Origin of the sequence: Sulfurisphaera javensis, from assembly GCF_041154675.1 — an archaeon.
In the GTDB taxonomy this organism is placed as follows: domain Archaea; phylum Thermoproteota; class Thermoprotei_A; order Sulfolobales; family Sulfolobaceae; genus Sulfurisphaera; species Sulfurisphaera javensis.
In genome coordinates this window covers 2,317,192-2,337,046 of sequence record NZ_AP031322.1, presented here as the reverse complement: position 1 = coordinate 2,337,046, position 19,855 = coordinate 2,317,192, and the positions used below count along the sequence as shown (strand labels likewise).

Sequence of the window (19,855 nt, the reverse complement as noted above, 5' to 3'; positions counted from 1 at the left end):
ATTTTGTTATATCAAAGTAGAAATTAAATAATAGCCTCAAAGCCTTCATTCAACTTTTCTTTTCATATATTATTATAATTTTTTTGAAGCGTACTAGAATTTTTCACCTAAAATTATTTAGCGTCACAAGACTGTATAATGTCGTCAAATAGACAAAATAAAGGTATCTATAATCTCTTTCTAAAGATTTATATCGAATAATATTAAAATCTTTAAAGAAGTTTAGAAATAACTTATACCTTAATGACGATAATATAGGCATACTCATAATAAGTTTATAAAAATCAATATTTCATAGAAGTTATATCACAAATATTAATATAAACCAAAAATTTTATATTAAGATTGTATTTCCATTTTATACCTTTACAATTTTAATGATGTCCTTTATATCATATCTACTTATTGTTAATCTAGTAAGTCCTTTTATTTTTCTTCTAAAATATATAGATCCATCAATTACCTTTGCATTAAACTTCTCTGGAGGTAAAGATAGTAGGATGGATACTCCTCCTTCTGGCTTTTTATAAAGATATTTTTCGAAATATTTAGATATTCCATTAAGCCTAGACGAATATATTTCTTTCTCCATATCTATAACTTTTTTAAGAGTACCCATTTCATAAAGTCTTTTAACTAGATATTGGGAAAGCGAAGAAGGTTTTGAGTTAGTTTTCATATTTGTAAAAGCTATTCTTATTCCACTACCTAATATTCTGCTGAAACTACTAACGTAAATTACGTTATCATCAATGAATGCGTTAGAATCAGAAAAATAACCATATACATCGTCAAGTATAATTTTTGTTCCCTTATCTTTCGCTTCTTCAATTAATTTTTCTATTTCTTTTCTCTTAGCTACTTTACCAGTAGGATTATTTACTATTGAAAAATAAAAATACTCCTCATTTAACTCTATTTTTCCTTCAGCAACTAATCCTTCATGCGGTATTACTTTCTGATTTTGAATTATTGAGTCATGAGTAGGCTCTTCGCAACCTACAGATTTAGCATGAGTTATGATATTATTTATAACCTCCATAGCGGAAGTAGCTAAGTAAAACTCAAAATCTACTCCTCTTATCTTAAGCATATAATGTATAGCTTCATCAATTCCATCTATTTTACCTTCTGTATTTATTATGTTATAATCGATTTCCTTTAGTATTTCTTTAATTTCTTCACTGGGAAATATCTTAGGATCTGGAAAGCCTCTCCTTAAATCAATACACATAATATTTTACCCCATTAAAGGTTACTTCCTTAGCATGTTCTTTTATTACGTTAATATCGATATTGTACTTCTTGCTAATTTCAATAACTTCCTCTTCTGTTAAAGGTTGTATTTTTAAAACATTTATTATTCCTTCTAATGGTGCATCTTTATCAACATAAAATTCTCCTCTTTCGATATAGTCTATGATATAGACTTTATTTTTATCAATATAATTTGAAATAATCTCTGCAGCCTTCATTATTCTTTCAGAACTAGGAGACATTACCCATTTTTCTGCTGGTGGTCTTGTCGGAACCATTATATGTACCTTATCTGGAGAAATATACTCTAATGCCTTGCCAATATTATTAAGTTCATTATCACTATCATTAATATTTTTGACTAGCATTACTTCGGCCCATATTTCTCCAGTATATTCTTCTCTAAACTTTTTAATTCCATCTATTAAATCTTTAAATGTGATAGTGTAGTGAGGTCTATCAACTATTCTAAATGTTTTTTCATCACCAGCATCTATGCTAACCTTTACTACGTCAGCTAATTTCATATAATTCCTTACATGTTGAAGTTTTAGTCTTCCACCATTAGTAAATACAGAAATCTTTTTTGATTGAATTTCTTTGCTGAATTCCAACAATTTATCTAAATTTTTATATAAAGTTGGTTCTCCATCTCCAATAAATGTTAAATAATCATAGTCGAAAGTTTTTACAGCTTGTTTAATTTCTTCTTCTATTTCTTGATAATCAAAGAAATCTATTTCAGTATTTATAAAATGATTTGTTCTTCCAAGTTGACAATAAACACAATTCCAATTACAATACTTTAAGGGTACTACATTTACTCCTAATGATCTGCCTAATCTTCTGGAGGGAACTGGTCCAAAAACATACTTAAACATAAATGTAATTTATTAAATCACAAATTAAAAAGTATTTTCTAAATATCGAGTAAAAATAAAATAAAATAACATTCTTTTTATTATAAAATGTTAATAGTCTATTCATTTTCTACTGTTTGAAGTTTCATTTTAGGGTTGAAATTCCATGAAATTCCTCCAATCCCGATTTCAGCTATATCCCTAGGAGAAGGAATTATGCCAGCCATTAGTCTTGTGAAAACCTTATCTATAGAATTATAATCCTTATAATAAATCCCCCCAGCAGAGACGCCAAAAACTGGTATATTTCCCATTAAAGCAATAATACTCATTGTAGTTGGTTTCATTGGTATTCCATATGCAATAATCTTTGCAACTTTCTTTATTGCTAGGAAAGTTCTATCAGTGGGATCAACTGATGTACCACCTGTAACAATAATTCCTTCAGCCCCATTATCTCTTGCTCTCAATATTGCTTTGCTTATCATTTCCTCATCGTCTGGAACTATCTCACTATTAATAACCTCCCACTCGTATTTTTTAGCCTTATCTTGAATTACTGGTAAATAAGCATCCTTCTTCCTTCCCTCATAAATCTCAGTCCCAGTAATTACAACTCCAACTTTTCTATATTTAAATGGAATTATATCTATTAACTTTTTACTGGGAATAATACTTTCAACATCATTCTTATGCATTGAAAACGGAATTACTTCTACACTACCCACTAGTTCATTCCTTCCAAAAGCGTCAAATTTGTTCTTAGTAATAAGATAAACCTTTTGATTTAAATTAAAATTAATAATGCTTTCAACATCAAGCGAAAGGACTCCAGGAAGCTTAGAGTATAACATAGTAATTCCTTGCTTACCTTGAACGATCTCAATATTATCGCCACATATCTTAGAAGCTATATAAGGAGTTATTTCCCATTCATACATTAAGTCCTCTTCCTTTTCACCCTCGTCTATCCAAACGTAATATACTCCTGAATTCAATAACTTAGGGATATCTTCTTGAGTTATTATATGTCCCCTAGGTAAAAGAGTAGTTGCACCATCGGGCGTTACTAAAGTTGTGTCATAACCCAATTTTTTGCCAACAGCTTCTTTTGTTGAAATATATCGCATAAGAAATATATTGAAGAAGCAATATATAAAGATTGACAGCTAAAGTAATATACGTGATATATAATAAATTTTTTCTAGAAAATTTTTCATAATTTAGGAATAAAATAGACCATATTTATATAGTATCATTAAGAAGACTGTCTTATTCCAAAGATAATTTCTATGTAAAAATTTCATCATATTATGCTAAGTTTAATTTTTAATTCATCATATTTTATCGGTCTTTTTTTACTAATTTTGTACCTTTTAGGAAATGAATTAGAACGTTTATATTACATAAAGTTTTCTGGGAATAGACTTGTTTACATAGAATTAAAATTCAAAACTTACTTAAAAAGATATCAAGGACATTATAATTTTTCCTTCCTTAAAATAGCCACGGCGATTATCCAATATGTGTCGCCTTTATATTCCTTTGATATCTCTTCATCAGGGTTACAACAGTTTTTAACAAAAGTTATATCATATCCATTTGATTTAAGAAACTCAAAAACCTTAGTGTTCTTTGGTTGAATATTAAGTATTACGAAAGTGTCACAAATATTTACTAATTTTTGAATTAAATCAAATTCTTCTGATCCAACTACACAGAAATGTCTTACGTTCAACCCTAATCTGGCTAAAACAGCAGTAACTGAAGATACACCAGGGATAAGTTCTATTTCAACAATTTTTTTGTTACCAAGAATGTGATAGAACAAGGGATTTCTGACGGCTGAATCACCTATTTCTAAGAAGACACCCCATTCTTCCTTACAAGAGTTTATGAGATCAATATTTCTTTGGATAATTTCGTCTCTATTTGATGAATCAGTAAAAGCTGGAGTAAGTTTTACGACTTTTTTACCTTTTAGTAATTCATCTAAATTGAACGGAAAATCGTTAGCATATGTAAAAACAACGGGGGCTTTTTGCAAGACCTCTAATGCTTCCTTAGTTAACAAATTTGGTGAGGGTGAAAGACCTAGAACGTAAATTTTCCTCATTTACTTTCAACTCCCACTAACTGTTTGATTTTATGTATAAGTTTAGGCTTTATTGCAACAATAAATCCTATTAAGCTTGCAACATAATGTTCAAAGTAAATATGTATAAAAAGTCCTCCAGTAAATGCTAAACCAGGTATTCCAGCTCCAGAAAGTAATGAAGCTCCCCACAAGTCTGATATACTAAATAGTGTATGATTAAAAACTATATTAGCATAAATAATTTGAACTAAAAGAAGAATTGCACCTAAGAACCCAATTATTCTTATGATTTTATTGTATACTAGATCGGGTTTGAATGCAATAATATACATAAAAAGACCCATTATTCCAAATAATGTAATACCCATTAGTGGAGCTTTTAGCTTTATCAAAAACGGGAAGTGAAACATATATCCTACAAAAAAGGAATATAATAATAATGTACCTTCTGCGAATAAAAATATTCTTATCCACTTTTTCAATCTCTCACTAGTAAAATATGTATGTTAAGAAATATATAAATTTAGTCATATTTCAGAGAGTGTGTCTTATAATTTTGTTTTTTAAAAATTATTAAATAAACAAGCTAAGATAAACTATTATTGCTAAATTTTTTCTATTTTTATAATCTAATTTTTACTGTTTAACGTTTTACATAGAGAATACAAGTTTTCAACTTTTTATTGTAATAATAAAATTGTTAGACACAGTCGTTTAAAGGGAAAATTGTATAGCGTCTTTCATCATAATTTCAGCATAAATATTTGCTTAATGACGAATAAAAGTAAATATAATAAACCCGTTGTATTCTTAACGAAAAAGACTCTGCAAGAGATATAAGATAATTTGTAATATTTTAATCATGGGTTTTATATCAGTCATTGTAACAGCGCATAATAGAAAAAAATTTATTAATGACGCATTAAATTCTTTGTTCAGACAGACACTAAACAAAGAAAAATTTGAAATTATTCTAATTTCAAATTTCAAACTAGACTCTTCTGATGTAATAAATATTTATAATGATAAAGAAGAAATTGGAGAAAAAATTTACGCAGGATTCCAGGAAGCTAAAGGAAATATTGTTTGCTTTTTAGATGATGATGATATATTCGAGGAAAATAAACTAGAGAGAGTTTTATCTCTTTGCAGCCCAGAATGCTCATATTATCATAACAATTTGCTCCCTATAAATGAGAAAGGAAAAGAGATTGAAATAAAAGCAGATTATCTCAAAATTCCACCTTATGCAACATTGCGTAAGATAAACTATCCCCTAATAATTGAGGATTCGGCGAAAATAAACGTTAAAAAAGTTTTAAAATTAAATGCAAATTTTAATTCTAGTTCGATATGTGTAAATAGAAAAATCCTAGAGCGAAATCTAAGTTATTTAAGTAAGATTAAAGTATTAATAGATTCATTTTTGTTTTATTCTTCTTTTACTTATAATGGAAAAATTATTTTAGATCCAGAAAGATTAACCTACTATAGGATTCATACTTCACAGACAAGCTCTGGTAAACTATCCGATATAAAAGAATATAGAGAATCTTTTTCCCGTTTGCTTTTAAAAGTATTAGATGATATGAGAGTTATAAAAGATATGTTAAATGGAAATCTTGAGAACATTATTGAGGAAGAAATATCAAGATACATTTTGCTTTATAATATATTTTCCTTTAATAAAAAATATAATCAAAATATTAAATTCAAAAGAGAATTAGCATGGTATTATTTTATTTCATTAGCTCCAAGCTTCATAAAAAAATTATATATTAAAAAAGAATTTAAAAAAAGAAATAAATTACTTAATTACCAATAACCATGGTGATGCCATGGACCGTGGTGGTAAGCTGGACCATAATAAGCGTAAGGATAGCTTTTTCCTAAGTCAGTTAATTCTACATATTCTTCTCCGTCTCTCTCATATTTCTTTACTAATCCTATTATCATTAGTTGACTTAGCACTATATCGAATGCACTACCATATAAGGGAACTTTATTTTTAAGCTCTGATATTCTTAGTGGACCGTTTTTAAGACTTTCTAGTATTTGGTATCCGCCAATCCACATTAATTTTCCAAACATCTTTTCTCAATATCTATTTTGATATCGATACTATTTAAACTTTTCGTTCCGTATTTGAAATAATAAAACCCTTGTACTTTTTGATATAGATTGCAGAGAGTTTACTATAATAATAATTATAAATATATAATGTGAGAATAACTATTATGAGATATTTAATTTTAGGTTTGGGATTTCTGGCTACTCATATTGCTGAGTATTTAACAAATCAAGGTGAAGAAGTTACCGTTACATATAGAAACCTTGAAAGGGTTAAAAGTATTTACGCTGAAATTTTGAAGGCTAGATTAGTTAGACTAGATCCTTTAAATAACATAGACGAATTAAGGAATTTAATTGCCTCTTCTGATATAATAGTTAATACTATAGGTGTAATAGGAGAAAATGAAAGGGAACTAAAGATTGCTCACGTGGAAATCCCAAAGAAAATATCAGAAATAATATCTGAATTGCAAGCTAAACCTATGTTAATACATATTAGCGCAGCCTCTGCAACTGGATTAACAGGATATGTTAAAGAAGAAGAAAAACATTGTGAAGGAGTATCTCCTAATTTACCATACGAGGAAACAAAATGTGAAGGAGAGAAAATTGTTTATGCAAAAGCAAAAGAAAATGATTTTCCTCTAGCAATTATAAGACCAACTTTTATTTATGGAAAATATGGAGCCCATGTACATTTTGTATTAATGTATTGGTTAGCTAGACTTGGTATTATTCCTTCATTTAATATCTCTTTTTCTACTATTAGTGCTAAACATATTGCTATTCTGGTTAAAACTCTAGCTGAGGCTAAACCTAAAGGGTTATATATGTACGCCCATGAATGTAAACTTATTGAATTAGAGAAGCTATTTGAATTAATGGCTAAGGGATTAGGAAGAGAAAAAACTATAAAACTGAAGCTCCCTACTGAATTTATTCCTTCAAGCCTAAAATGTGCACTAAAGTACGTAGGAACGCAATACGATTGCTCAAAAATAAAAGAGTTAATTAAAGATATTGATTTTGATGAGACAGAAGTTATTGAAAATGCTTTATTTCTAGATAATCTTAGAAAAAAAGGTATGCTACTATCTACATAAATCTACTTAACGTAATATATTTCACATCATGCTCTAGTTTTTCTGGGCTAATTATTCCGCATCCTTGAGTTATCTTTTTTATAAATCCTTTTTCATTAACGACCATTAAACCAGCCAACACATCAATACCAAAATCTAATAGATCTTTCAACATTGGAGTACTAGGACCTACAATAAACGTAATTGCGTCTCCTTCTTTTTTTGCTAATTCAATTAATCTATCAATTGATTTATTTATTATCGTCATCCCAGTTATTATTACTATATCAGCCTTTGGTATATAATGTTCTGCTGCTGTTGAAGGGAATATTCCTCTAGACACGTCTATCAAAAATGGATTTAATTCTAAAATTATAAACTCCTTTGCAATCTTCTTAAAACCTTCTAAATTAGGATAATTCCCATAATATCCTACCATTACAATTCTTTTGTTTTTTCCTAACTCTAAAGCTAAGTCTAACCCATTATAATTACTGTTATAACTTGGAGTTATTACTGAATTTATCGCTGCTAATCCCACACTAGATTCTAATAAATTAAAGGAAAGTAAATATTCGCTCAACTCTGAAACGTATTTCTCATGTAAATGCCCGAATCCTCTCACGCTGACGTGGTTTGAACCTGGATCCGTAGAGGCAGTACCACAGTACTTAGAAAGTACACATGTCCATGTAGTACCTATATATACGTCTTTTATTTTTTCATCGTGATCCTTAGCATATGAAACCAAATATTCTGGGATCATACATTCTTCACCTAACTAAAATATGACTCCTAAAAAATATATCGATATAGTAATATATAAGACTACTTAGTCGGCACTAATGTTCTTAGCTCTTCAGTAAGACCTTTGCTCTATTAACATATTGAATTGTCTTCATTGCAAAACAGATAGTACTATTTAAAATATAATTTGCATATATCACAATCTGTGAAAAATTATTTACAGCATAAATCATAAAGATAGCAATTTAATATATAAGCAAGTATGAAAAAAGGGACTAATGAAGAACTCAGAGATGTTTATAATAAGTTAGTTACCTCATATGATAAGGTTAATTCAGTAATAACTTTTTCACAAGATACTAAATGGCGCTATCAACTTATAAAAGAACTATCAAAATACTGCAAGGAACCAAAATTTATACTAGATATAGGAAGTGGAAAAGGCGAATTATCAAAGATTGCAAAAATATTCTATAAGAATGCTAATTTTGTATTACTTGACTACGCTGAAAATATGTTATCTAATTCCATTGTAGAAGGAGATAAGATAATTGCATCTTTTAATAATTTACCTTTTAGAGAAAATGCCTTTGATGCTGTTATTAGTAGTTATGCGATACATGCATCAGATGATATGAATCAAACTATTAAAGAAATTTACAGAGTTACAAAAAAAGCTCTTGGAATTACAGCAATTGGAAGATCTAATAATATATTATTTAGCAACTTAGTGAAAATATACCTAAAATGCTTACTCCAATACTTAGTTATATTAGCTCATGGTGATCCTAATCATTACAAATATATTTATTATATATATACAAAGGTTCCATCTAATAAAGAACTAAAACGGATATTTGGAACTTATACTGATATAAAAATCTTTAAAGAAAAAGCCCTAGGTTCGATATATTTATTTGTAGGTATTAAAAAGAGTAACTAATTTCTAAGATTTCAACATATTTTTCCAAAAATCATTTTAACCATATTTATTACAATAATGTTTTTAAGATAGATATTGAGTATAAGAATATTATGAGCAATTTGAAAAAGGTAAGGTTTCGTATAAAAAGATATCTTAATGGAAAGAGTTGGTGGCAAGAATATGAAATAGAAGTTGATAAATATACTACTGTGGTCCAAGCATTAGTTTATATTAAGCAAAAGTTAGATCCAACTCTCACTTTTAGGGCTTCTTGCCATATGGGAGTTTGCGGAAGTTGTGGTATGAAAATTCAGGGGAAACCTAGCTTAGCTTGCAAAACTAATATATGGAACACAGTAAATAAAGACGGAGAAATAATAATAGAACCACTTGATATGAAGGTACTTAAAGATCTAGTAGTCAGTATGGATGATTTTTACGATAAAATGGAAAAAATTGATCCTAGACTAAGACCACATGAAGAAGTATTAAAAGGAAATTTTGAGCATAGATTGAAGCCAGAAGATCAGAAAGAGCTTTGGGCTTTTGCACAATGCATATGGTGCGGACTATGTTACTCAGCTTGTCCAGTAACTAAAGAGAATAGAAACTTCTTAGGCCCAGCAGCATTAGCAAAAGCTTATAGATTTATAGCTGATCCTAGAGATACTCAAACTAAAAAAAGATTAGAAATAGTAGATAATTTAGACGGAATATGGAGCTGCAGAGTTGCTGGCAGTTGTTCTGTTGTATGTCCAAGAAATATTGATCCTTCCTTAGCTATACAAAGATTAAAATCGATGGTGATATAAGTGAAAGAGTGGTTAGAATTTAATTGGAATATAGAGAGATATTTAGCATTATTACAAATGATTACTGGATGGATTATATTTGGTTATTTAATATTTCATGTAATATATGTGTATGAACTATCAAAAGGGCTAGAAATTAATGATTCTTTTCTTATGCCCTTACTTGCTATTTTTGGAATAATTCTAACGTTTCATATCGTCAATGGAATTAGGATCTTACTGATTGAAACAGGATTCCTAATACCTAAAAATCATCAAGAAAATACATGGTTAAACTATAAGCCTCACAAGGTGTATAAAATAATTTTAATGATACTTCTATTGATATCAGCAATAGTCTCATTCGTGGTGATTTATAAATGAAAGAGAGTAAAATAAGATTAATTTTCTATGTATTTGGCATACTGGCAGCTGTATTTCTATCAGTTCATTTATTTATGCTATTTGCTAATACAATGTCTTTTGTTACTAGGACTTCTTCGTCAACAATATCATTAGAATTAAAGAATATATACTATAAGATCAGCCTACTACTATTATTATTCTTTGCCTATTCACACGGTACACTAGGAATAAGAAGAACTTTTTATAATTTCTATAAAAAGAAAATAGGAAAGGCTGTAATTATACTGCTATGGCTAACTTTAGTTCCACTTGTATATTTTGCTTTATTATCATAAGCTATTTCTTCTTTTTTATCATGTAGTTTATATTACCTGTTAGCTTATCTATATCACCATAAGTTTCTTTTACTGTTCCGTTTTCGAATTTAATTTTTACAATATTTTTACTATCACTTAGAATTAATTCAGTAATTCCATTTATACTCTCAACTTCAGCAAAATCTAAAAGAATATTTATTTCTTCATTTTTACTTATAACACCTTCTTTTAGGATGATATAACCATTAAGTGTTGGTTTATTAACCGTTATCTCTATAGGAATATTAGTTAAGGTTCTCTCAAAACTGCTTATTTCTTCAAATGCCCTTTCTTCGAATTTCTTCATAAATATAGAAGCCTCACGCTTTACATAAGATTCAAATGGCCCTTCATAAATATATTTAATTAAAATCTCGCTTCCTTCATTTATAGGTGCAATGAAATTATACAACTGAGAATGAAAGCGGGGTTTACTCTCTTTATTAATTTCATAAATAATCTCGTAGCCTTTTTCCATTTTACGACATACTTTTTTCGCAATTAAATTTAGAGTCATTAACCACTTTAATTTAAATCTATAAGTAGATTCATCGATTTGGTAGAGTTCATCAAAATAAGGGACAAACTTTAGTATATTCTTGGGCTCTGAAAAATATTTGACAACAACATCTATAGGTTTATTAATTTTGAATTTCGATTCTACTTCTATCATTACAAATATATTATTTACTTTTTCTGTTATAAACTTAACTATCACATTTCATAACACATTGAAAAATTACTTTTTTACTTGTAAAAAATAATAAAACACTAATTTTATAATGGACTTATCAAGTTTTTAGTTTTCTCACTACTTTGCTTAATGAAGAGAATACCTTAGGATATACTCCTATTGAAAACCCTAAAATTCCGCCAAACCAGTGTTCGATAAAAACGTGAACAAATAACCCACCAGGGAAGAACAAACCGGGTGCAGTTGCTAGGGCCATGAAATTTACTTTTCCTACTACGATAAAATGAATTTCAAGAATCATAGGATTTATCATAACTATTGCGAAAAAAATCGATAAAAGCCTTAATATAATAGTAATTACATTTTTCTTCTTTAAATATTCAGCAATAAAAGGATAGAGTCCTATTAAGAATTCTAAAATTCCATTATATAAAAAAGCTAGTTCCATAAATACAAAGGGTAACGGAATTAAAGGTTTAACTTTAGCTATCATCATCATCTCTTTTATTTCCATACTACTAGAAAATATTAAAGAAAAACCAGAATATATTAAAAGTAAACCAGTTATCGAAATCAATGTCCTTAAAACTATCCTAGTAATATTTTTCATGACATATACTATTAATATATCCAAATATAAATATTTCTATTCAGAAATTAAAGCATTATATACTAATGCCCCTACAAGCACTGGAAGTACATAATTATTCTCAGTTTCACGCATTTTAATCCTAATTTTTTTCCTTAAGTATAAATTACTACGAAAAGGCAATTAACTATAATCTATAAAATTTCTCTTCAATTACTATTATTTATAAATTTTTTAAAGTGAAGTACAAAGAAAATAAGTCCTCTGGATTTAGTAAATTGATATAGTGTTTTTCAGTGAAAATACAACGAGTACGTTAAATCATGATTTCCTAAATTACTAAGTAAATGTAACTGATATTGCAATTATTATGAAAAGCTTATACTACTCTTTATGCTAAACTAGAAACATTAAATTTAGTTTTAAAATACTTCAAAAAGCAGGAAAATTTACCTTTATCATCTTTTGGAATTTATTTTTTATTATATATCAAATTTTGTGAATAAATCTACGGACTTCAACCTTAATTCATTTGTAATGAATTTATAATTATCATTAAAGATTCAGTTAAAAAAATAAATTTACTTTTATAGCTGTCTTAACCGATTATTTGGCTACTACTTTTTGCTTTTGAGCAGAAACAGCTCTTTTATAAAGTATTTTATAAGATACAGCAGTAACTCCACCCATTACTAAAATCCCAGCCATGCCTAAAACTACAGCACCAGCAGCCAGAGTAACAGGATTTGTCTCTAATAATACAGCTGGTACACCAGGTAAACCTAAAGCCTTTAAAGTAGGGCCAGTTGTGTCAACAAGAATGTATCCTCCTGTAAAGGCACCGAACATCATCCCACCAGTAAATGTTAGTAAAACAGTCCACATTTGTCTAAATGGTATGTTTTTGAATGTAGCTAAATATAGCCAAACATAAGTTAATATAAAGAATAACCAGAAACCAGCATTACCTATTGCACTGTTAAATACAGTAGGCAACCATACGTAGGTTGATGCTAGGAATAATGCATGAGCTAAAGTTAATGCTAAAGCGCCAACTAAAAATCTCTCTCTGATTCCATAGAATGCTACTGTGAAATAAACTACGTAAAACACTACTCCTATAAAGAATACCCAGTTGAAGGGATTAAAGAACATTTGAACATAGTTTGGATAGAATACTCCAATCCATGGGTTTTGATGTAAAACTGCTGTTAGTTCATTCTTCTCTAATACTGTGGCTAGTGTAGTTAGAGGTATACTTAACCCTATTCCATACCCGCTAAATACTGAAGTAAATAATGTAACTCCAAATAGTGCAACAAGTAATACTATTGGTACTGCAATTGTTAAATATAATTTCTCCCTATCATGTTCTCCTAAACTTCCAGCACCTTCTGCAGTTCCTATTAAGAAATGATGTAAAGCTAACAATATTATTAACGAAAGCAATAAACCATATAGGGCTTGTCCAGTAGCTACCATGATTGGTGCATAGATAGTATCTAATGAGACTACAAGATAAACTAACGAAGTAGCAATTATAGCCCACATTGCTCCAGTAACTGACAACATCTCTTGCCTATAGTTTTCATAACGGCATAAGGGAATCATTACTACTGATCCTGCTTCTATCATAAACATAGTTGTAAACCAGACTAAAGGTATGAAGAAGAATAAGGTATACATATCCATTTAACTCACCTCTTTTTTAAATATATAAAAAAATCATTTAATCACCTTTTTGTCTTGACTAGAATCTTGGTGAGTGATTTTGCCACTAGATGAAACATCAGATGTTGCCATGCTGAAAGTCCCAGAACTTAGGAATGTATGAGATGAAGCAACATCTACAGAAATTTCCCTACCACTAAATAGTCTCTTTAACATATAAATTGCACCACCAACAGCTATTGCTAATATTGCCATTATTGCTATTCCTATTGGTAGAACATCGGGGCTATTATTGTATGCTGAAGCTGTTGTCATTACAGCTTCTATAGTATATAGTCCACTAGAAGTTTGTACCATAGGTCCCCATATAACAAATGGTTGTCTTCCTGTTTCAGCAGCAACCCAACCACTTTCCCAAGCTATTAATTGTAACCAACCAAGTAAGAAAGATGCTGCTTGTACCCATTTAGTCTCTAAAGGTTTATCTAAACCTATGAAGCTTAGCCATTTTGGTTGTCTCCATACACTATAAGCTAATATCCAAGCTGCTATAGCACCCAAAATTCCTAATGTTGCGTGAACATCGTAAGCTGCATGAGATAACCACCATATAGGATCCCAAACTGATTGAACGAAACTTGAATATCCTAAAACAGGAGTATTAGGATTAGGTGGCCAAGAGACTAATAAGCTTAATAATCCAGGGATTTTGATTGGTCCAACTCCCATTGGAGCTCCAGAGGTATAAGTGTGCATTAATCCTTCTAATGTTGCTAGCTTTAGCGGTTGATAATGATACAATATTTTACCAGCGTTATCACCAGCCCATGCTAAAAATATTGCATCACCAGCCCATAAGTAAGAGGCTAATTTGAAACCTCTATTATAGTATTCAATTTGATCTTTGGTCATATTCTTTAATGTTAATTTTCTGAAAGCAAAATAACCTAAAATTGAACCAAATGCAACAAACCATGCACCGGCAACTCCCATAGGAACTTCTGCTACTGCTGCAGGTGGTGCTGATGCAGCTAATGGGTCTACATTAGTCAATTGTCCAGACTGAACATAAGCTTGAATATTAAATCCAGTTGGAGTGTTCATCCATGAGTTAACCAAAATTATAAGTATTGCAGAAGCTGTAGAACCTAAGGAGACTAGAAGTCCCATTATCATATGTGCTCCTCTACTCATCTTATCCCAGCCATATAAGTATAAAGCTAAGAATATTACTTCACTAAAGAACGCAAGAACTTCAATATCAAATGGTAGTATGTCTATTTGATTAACCATATACATCCACTTATACCATACTGTAATGAATTCCACAGCTATTGCAGCACCTGCAGCTGAACCTATAGCAAATAAGACAGCCATTACAACACTCCATCTTCTTGCTATTGCTAAGTAGTATGGATCATTTTTTCTATAACCTAAATACTCAGCCGCTACTATAAATAACGGTAGACCTATTGCCCAATATGTGAAAAGCACATGAACTCCCATAGTATATGCTGCTAAAGTTCTATCAAATATTTCGAGAGTCATATACTTTCACTATTTGCCATTATAATTTAGTAAATATAAAAAGATTTAGATAAGGTTACGTGAGACTTTTCAACCAAAAGTATCATATTTATCATATTAAATTTACGTTCTCACAATTTAAATAGAAGGTGAAAGTATAAAATAAGTTTTAAACTTTAAAGTACAAAGTATAAAATAAGAGAATATGTTAACTCACCTAGTAAAATCGTTTCATTGCGAAAGAAAAAACGATGAAGATTCTTCACTTCTAATGGTAAAAGAAGACTTATTTGATAAATTAATAACTGAGAATATAATATATGTTATACTTAGTTCAGATTATAAAAAATTTGGAATTAGTAAAAGTTATTATTATCATATATTAAATTTCTTGGAAGGATTAAGAATAATAGAAAGTGACTATATAAAATTTAAATTAATCTCACCATTTAGCATAGATAATGGTAAACTTATTGTTAAGCCTGCTTTTATCTATTGTAAAAACGAAACTTTATTTATTGTAGACTATAGAATGATATTCAATAAATGTTCTATCTGTCCATATAGAGTAGAATGTGAAAGATTTTTAAATCTTGTAAAAGAAGATTTTAAATTAAAGAATAAATCTCATAATCAAAGAGAAAAGTTGAAAGAAATTACAAATCAATTAAGCGAAAAAATTTTAAATTCGTGCAAAGAAATTATTGTTGATGAAATTTAACAAAAAATATTTATCACCCTTTTGGATTGCTTCAGGAGCCTTAGCTGGAATAGGTTATATAATAGCTATATTTTATATCTTAATTAAGGAAAAAGGAAATGAAAGATGGTTAGGTATAATGTTTTTCATAGGACCTATTGGAGCATTACTTGTGTATTTATTAACTAGAAAAAGTAATGTAAGATTAGTTAGAATATCTTTAGGATTACTTATTGGGTTTGCTATTTGGGTTATTATAGCATTACCATTAGGAATAAATCCTTTATATCAATTATTTGGATACGTACATGGATGGTTAAGTGACTAAAATAGGATTTTTGATTATTTTTTTCAAGTTACTCTTTACTATTTGGTTTAATATACTATTCCATTTTTCACACTGGTTTTCTCCTTTAGGTGTAATATCTAACTGATTACTAATTTTTCTTATGGCATATTCACATTCAGCTTTCAGTGGACAATAAGAACAAGCAAAAGTTGATTTAGATTTTATAATTAATATCTTATTCTTTTTGTCTACATACATTAACTCATCCAGAAAGAATAGTCCTTTTTCTGTTATTAATAAGGGCACTATAATATTGAAATCTATTGCGTTATCCTTAATTAATCCTAAAGATTTCAAAAAATCTAAAATAAAATAATAATAGCTTTTACTATAGCCTCTCTTATCCTCAGATACTAATATTTTTAAGTATTTTTCATTCAGAATTTTATCAAAATTCTCTTTTGACATAAGTAATAATTTGTTATCATCAAGAATAGTTCTCTCTATCTTTATAATTCTTATTCCTTCCATGTGATTTTTTAAACATTGGAACAATTTAAGATTTCTGAAATAAATACATTGGACTCTATTATTTTAAGTCCAATGAAAGTTTAACTCTGTTAATTATGTTTTCGATATACTTTCAATATCAGAATTTATATTATCGGTTTCTATTAAAAGTTTGAATAAGAATGAAATTTAGGGATGACTTGAAGTTAAGTAGAAGAGGTTTTCTTAAAGCTTCAGCAGCAGTGACAGCAATCGCAGGAGTTTCATATCTAGCATCAAAATATAATTTTGCATTGTTTTCTCAGACAGATCCAGTAGATGATGAAGAGCTTCAACCAGGGTGGCAGTACTCTTACATTCCAAATGTCTGTGCTTTCTGTTCATCAACTTGTGACACATTAGTTACTACAGAGTATAAGAATGGTTATATAAGAGCAATAGAAATCGATGGAAATCCTTTATCACCTTTAAATAAAGGAAAAATATGTGCTAGAGGGCGTTCAGGTATTTTTAGAACTTATAATATTGATAGATTAAAAGTACCACTAATAAGAACTGGACCTAAAGGAACTTGGTCCTTCAGAGAAGCTACATGGGAGGAAGCTATTAATTATATTATGCAAAAAATCAAAGAGTTAAACGTTCAGCCATATGAATTTATTCTAATTGGGGGAGGTGTTCCATGTGCTAATTACAAATCAATGTTTATTCCATTTACTCTAGGTCTTCAAATGCCAACAATTAATGGAACACCAATGCAGACTTGTCTATTTCCGCTACAGCAACCAATAGGATTTGTTATAGGTGGGTTTGATCTACATGCTACAGATCTAATGGATGACATGACATATTCTTCATTAATTGTTGCATGGGGAACCAGTGGATTTCCGGCAGGAATATTTGTAAATAGAGCTATTAGATTTGGAGAAGGTATTGCTAATGGCGCTTATGTGATATCAGTAGACCCAAGAATGGGAGAGGCATCATCTAAGGCTAATTTGTGGATACCCATAAAACCTGGTTCAGACATTTATGTAGCTATGGCAATAATTAATTATCTTATTCAAAACGGTTATTATGACGATGAATTTGTAAGGTACTATACTAACGCTCCATTCTTAGCCTACGAAGAAAATGGGGTTGTAAAATTATTGGAAGAAGACTACGAAGATGGAACAGTAAAGGCTTATTATGTATATGATGAAATTAGTGGACAAGTGGTTAAAGTACCTCCATTTACAAATTCAAACAAGTATGATATTAATGGAAATGTAATAAGACCAGCTTTAAATGCTCCACAAGGATTAAGCGTAAATGGGATTCAAGTTCAAACAGTGTTTCAGTTTTTAGCTCAAAAAGTTAGCAATTATACTCTTGAATATGCTTCTCAAGTAGCAGATGTACCTTTAAGTCAACTTCAAGAATTAGCATACAGAATAGCCACAATGAAACCAATGACAATAGTTACTGGATTAAAGGGATTCTTCAATGATCAGGCTCCTCAATTTAGAAAAGCTATAGCAATAATAATGGCTTTAACAGGAAACATTGATGTAAGAGGAGGATGGGTATATTCTGCTGTATACAGAGAAGGAATTAAAGAAGTTCTCGATGCGTACAACCAATCTATTCAATCTGGTGAATCAAAACCGGGAATTTTACTGCAAAGGCTCGATATTTTAGCTAAAGTACCCTTACTTGATTTGCCTGGAGCTTTGTTAGCAATATTTGCAGTATTAGGTGCATATGATAATCCGAGTTTTTGGCAACACGGATATCCATCATTATGGTATGCATACAATCAAACTTTAAAACAGCAAGGAAAGAAACCTGCTGCGGCTTTTGCATTTTTTGTTGATGCTGGAGCTTATGAAGCCGTTCAGGGGCAAGTAATGTGGAATAACCAGCCCTATAAACCTAAGGTGGTCATGAGCTATGCGGGTTCTCCGTTCAATTTCAAGTGGGATCAATATAAACAAGTATTAGAAAATACATTCTATATAATGATAGATATTATACCTACTGAAGCCAGTTTATATGCTGATGTCATCTTACCAGATGTCTCATATTTAGAAAGAGATGAGCTATTTAGGACTGATGGACCGGCAATGGATCTTGCATATAGAGGAAGATGGCAAGCTATCCCGGTATTATGGCCTAATACTGCTAATGGACTAGATTTGTTTGTCATGTTTGCTTATATGTTTGGCAAAGAAGCTGGAGATGCTTATGTAAATTGGATGGCCAGCGTACATAATATAGATAGAGAAGTATTTAAACAAATTATTCAAGAAGAAATGCCAAAGTATCAACAATATCTTATACAAAATAATGGATATCCGCCCTGGGGAAGTTTCACAGCTAATGCTTGGAGAGAAGCATTAGTATCATATCTATCTAAACAATATAATATACCAAAAGACCAAATATTCAGCATACTAAGAAATAATGGTGTATTTATTATAAAAACTGTTGATGAATACTTCCAAAATCATGAGCGTATTCCATATGATTTACCAGCGGCTACACCTACTGGAAGAATAGAAATTTATTCAACCGTACTATACTATTATGTAATTCAAAATTATGGTTATGATCCAATTTTCGATCCTATAATAGCTGAAGTTCCACCAAATTGGAATGGCGGATATGCTGTTCAACCCGGTGTATATGTAGAACCTCCACCACCATATAATGATCCGGCATTTAAACCTACACCACCGGAAATGTTCTATATTGAATACAAGGTACCACAATTCGCTTATACATCAAGTACAGATAATCCTCTCTTAATGGCTATAGCCTCTGATAGTTACCATAAAGACATACTTATGAGGGCATGGATACATCCACAAACGGCTCAGCAATTAGGTATCCAAGAAGGAGATTGGATAGCTATAGAAAGATGGAAATTACCAAATCCAGATGGAACTATACCTAAACTTATAATAAAAGCCCATATAACTAATTGGATAAGACCAGATACTATAGGTGTCCCAGAGGCATTTGGACAAAGAAATCCTGCACTTACTACAGCAATTAAAGCTATCCAAGAATTTGGAAATAAACCAGTATCTGTATTATGGCCATCAAGTTATAGTCCACTTAGTGGATCTAGGCAATCAGAACAATTCACAGTATATGTAAGAAAAGCAACACCCGATGAAATAGAGCAAGCAACGCAATTAGCATCAGTTAATACAGAAAATACCTTACCCTCAAACATGGCTAATATACAACCAAATAATTCAGCTTCCCAAAATGAGTGGAGCACATTTGCTTCACAAGGTAATGTTTCTTCTTTATAATTTTGGGGGGTG

At 30.1% G+C, this 19,855-nt stretch carries 21 protein-coding genes; 9 read left to right on the top strand and 12 right to left on the bottom strand.

Going from position 1 to position 19,855, the window contains the following annotated elements; genetic code table 11:
* Positions 1-358: 358 nt before the first annotated feature.
* The 5 genes from ACAM25_RS12945 to ACAM25_RS12925 form a co-directional block, all read right to left on the bottom strand.
* Complete coding sequence (locus ACAM25_RS12945) at positions 359-1,234, bottom strand: aminotransferase class I/II-fold pyridoxal phosphate-dependent enzyme (RefSeq protein ID WP_369610119.1); 876 nt, start codon at positions 1,232-1,234, stop codon at positions 359-361.
* Positions 1,224-2,138, bottom strand: coding sequence for a radical SAM protein (locus ACAM25_RS12940; RefSeq protein ID WP_369610118.1), 915 nt, complete (start codon positions 2,136-2,138; stop codon positions 1,224-1,226). Before ACAM25_RS12940 ends, ACAM25_RS12945 begins: the two co-directional genes overlap by 11 nt.
* Positions 2,139-2,236: 98 nt before the next feature.
* Entirely contained in the window at positions 2,237-3,247 is a 1,011-nt protein-coding gene (locus tag ACAM25_RS12935) for a molybdopterin-binding protein (protein ID WP_369610117.1), read from the bottom strand.
* Positions 3,248-3,597: 350 nt separating this feature from the next.
* A complete protein-coding gene (locus tag ACAM25_RS12930; protein ID WP_369610116.1) occupies positions 3,598-4,233 on the bottom strand; it encodes an SAM-dependent methyltransferase in 636 nt (211 codons plus the stop codon).
* Positions 4,230-4,697 carry a hypothetical protein gene (locus ACAM25_RS12925; RefSeq protein ID WP_369610115.1) on the bottom strand — a complete coding sequence of 156 codons (468 nt, stop codon included), beginning with the start codon at positions 4,695-4,697 and terminating at the stop codon, positions 4,230-4,232. The genes ACAM25_RS12930 and ACAM25_RS12925 overlap by 4 nt, the downstream gene beginning before the upstream one ends.
* Positions 4,698-5,077: 380 nt before the next feature.
* Between ACAM25_RS12925 and ACAM25_RS12920 the strand changes: the two genes are divergently transcribed.
* Positions 5,078-6,040, top strand: a complete 963-nt coding sequence (locus tag ACAM25_RS12920) for a glycosyltransferase family 2 protein (protein WP_369610114.1) — start codon at positions 5,078-5,080, stop codon at positions 6,038-6,040.
* Here ACAM25_RS12920 and ACAM25_RS12915 read toward each other — a convergent pair.
* On the bottom strand, positions 6,031-6,306 hold the full coding sequence (locus tag ACAM25_RS12915; protein ID WP_369610113.1) for a hypothetical protein: 276 nt from the start codon (positions 6,304-6,306) through the stop codon (positions 6,031-6,033). The two genes, ACAM25_RS12920 and ACAM25_RS12915, sit on opposite strands and share 10 nt — an antisense overlap.
* Before the next feature lie 146 nt (positions 6,307-6,452).
* Between ACAM25_RS12915 and ACAM25_RS12910 the strand changes: the two genes are divergently transcribed.
* Positions 6,453-7,391 (top strand): NAD-dependent epimerase/dehydratase family protein, encoded by a 939-nt coding sequence (locus ACAM25_RS12910; protein ID WP_369610112.1) that lies wholly within the window; start codon positions 6,453-6,455, stop codon positions 7,389-7,391.
* Here ACAM25_RS12910 and ACAM25_RS12905 read toward each other — a convergent pair.
* Entirely contained in the window at positions 7,384-8,136 is a 753-nt protein-coding gene (locus ACAM25_RS12905) for a DUF364 domain-containing protein (protein WP_369610111.1), read from the bottom strand. The genes ACAM25_RS12910 and ACAM25_RS12905 overlap by 8 nt on opposite strands.
* A 243-nt stretch (positions 8,137-8,379) precedes the next feature.
* Here ACAM25_RS12905 and ACAM25_RS12900 point away from each other — a divergent pair, with 243 nt between their 5' ends.
* The 4 genes from ACAM25_RS12900 (at position 8,380) to ACAM25_RS12885 (ending at position 10,534) form a co-directional block, all read left to right on the top strand.
* Entirely contained in the window at positions 8,380-9,060 is a 681-nt protein-coding gene (locus tag ACAM25_RS12900; RefSeq protein WP_369610110.1) for a class I SAM-dependent methyltransferase, read from the top strand.
* 92 nt (positions 9,061-9,152) lie between these two features.
* The gene (locus tag ACAM25_RS12895; protein ID WP_369610109.1) at positions 9,153-9,854 is read left to right on the top strand and encodes a succinate dehydrogenase/fumarate reductase iron-sulfur subunit; all 702 of its coding nucleotides are present in this window, start codon (positions 9,153-9,155) and stop codon (positions 9,852-9,854) included.
* The gene (locus ACAM25_RS12890; protein WP_369610108.1) at positions 9,855-10,217 is read left to right on the top strand and encodes a hypothetical protein; all 363 of its coding nucleotides are present in this window, start codon (positions 9,855-9,857) and stop codon (positions 10,215-10,217) included.
* A complete protein-coding gene (locus tag ACAM25_RS12885; RefSeq protein WP_369610107.1) occupies positions 10,214-10,534 on the top strand; it encodes a hypothetical protein in 321 nt (106 codons plus the stop codon). Before ACAM25_RS12890 ends, ACAM25_RS12885 begins: the two co-directional genes overlap by 4 nt.
* A 1-nt stretch (position 10,535) precedes the next feature.
* Here ACAM25_RS12885 and ACAM25_RS12880 read toward each other — a convergent pair whose 3' ends face one another.
* From ACAM25_RS12880 to ACAM25_RS12865, 4 genes are all read right to left on the bottom strand, one after another.
* Entirely contained in the window at positions 10,536-11,228 is a 693-nt protein-coding gene (locus ACAM25_RS12880; RefSeq protein WP_369610106.1) for an SRPBCC family protein, read from the bottom strand.
* A 118-nt stretch (positions 11,229-11,346) separates the two neighbouring features.
* Positions 11,347-11,883 (bottom strand): hypothetical protein, encoded by a 537-nt coding sequence (locus ACAM25_RS12875; protein WP_369610105.1) that lies wholly within the window; start codon positions 11,881-11,883, stop codon positions 11,347-11,349.
* 561 nt (positions 11,884-12,444) lie between these two features.
* Positions 12,445-13,530, bottom strand: a complete 1,086-nt coding sequence (locus ACAM25_RS12870; RefSeq protein ID WP_369610104.1) for a hypothetical protein — start codon at positions 13,528-13,530, stop codon at positions 12,445-12,447.
* A gap of 33 nt (positions 13,531-13,563) precedes the next feature.
* Positions 13,564-15,057 carry a cytochrome ubiquinol oxidase subunit I gene (locus ACAM25_RS12865; RefSeq protein WP_369610103.1) on the bottom strand — a complete coding sequence of 498 codons (1,494 nt, stop codon included), beginning with the start codon at positions 15,055-15,057 and terminating at the stop codon, positions 13,564-13,566.
* A 184-nt stretch (positions 15,058-15,241) separates the two neighbouring features.
* On the opposite strand from ACAM25_RS12865, the gene ACAM25_RS12860 reads away from it, so the two are divergent.
* Positions 15,242-15,757, top strand: a complete 516-nt coding sequence (locus tag ACAM25_RS12860) for a hypothetical protein (protein ID WP_369610102.1) — start codon at positions 15,242-15,244, stop codon at positions 15,755-15,757.
* Positions 15,747-16,064: a hypothetical protein gene (locus ACAM25_RS12855; RefSeq protein WP_369610101.1), complete on the top strand. Its 318-nt coding sequence runs from the start codon at positions 15,747-15,749 to the stop codon at positions 16,062-16,064. The genes ACAM25_RS12860 and ACAM25_RS12855 overlap by 11 nt, the downstream gene beginning before the upstream one ends.
* Here ACAM25_RS12855 and ACAM25_RS12850 read toward each other — a convergent pair.
* Complete coding sequence (locus tag ACAM25_RS12850) at positions 16,053-16,556, bottom strand: hypothetical protein (protein ID WP_369610100.1); 504 nt, start codon at positions 16,554-16,556, stop codon at positions 16,053-16,055. The genes ACAM25_RS12855 and ACAM25_RS12850 overlap by 12 nt on opposite strands.
* Positions 16,557-16,717: 161 nt before the next feature.
* Between ACAM25_RS12850 and ACAM25_RS12845 the strand changes: the two genes are divergently transcribed.
* On the top strand, positions 16,718-19,843 hold the full coding sequence (locus ACAM25_RS12845) for a molybdopterin-dependent oxidoreductase (RefSeq protein WP_369610099.1): 3,126 nt from the start codon (positions 16,718-16,720) through the stop codon (positions 19,841-19,843).
* Positions 19,844-19,855 lie beyond the last annotated feature (12 nt).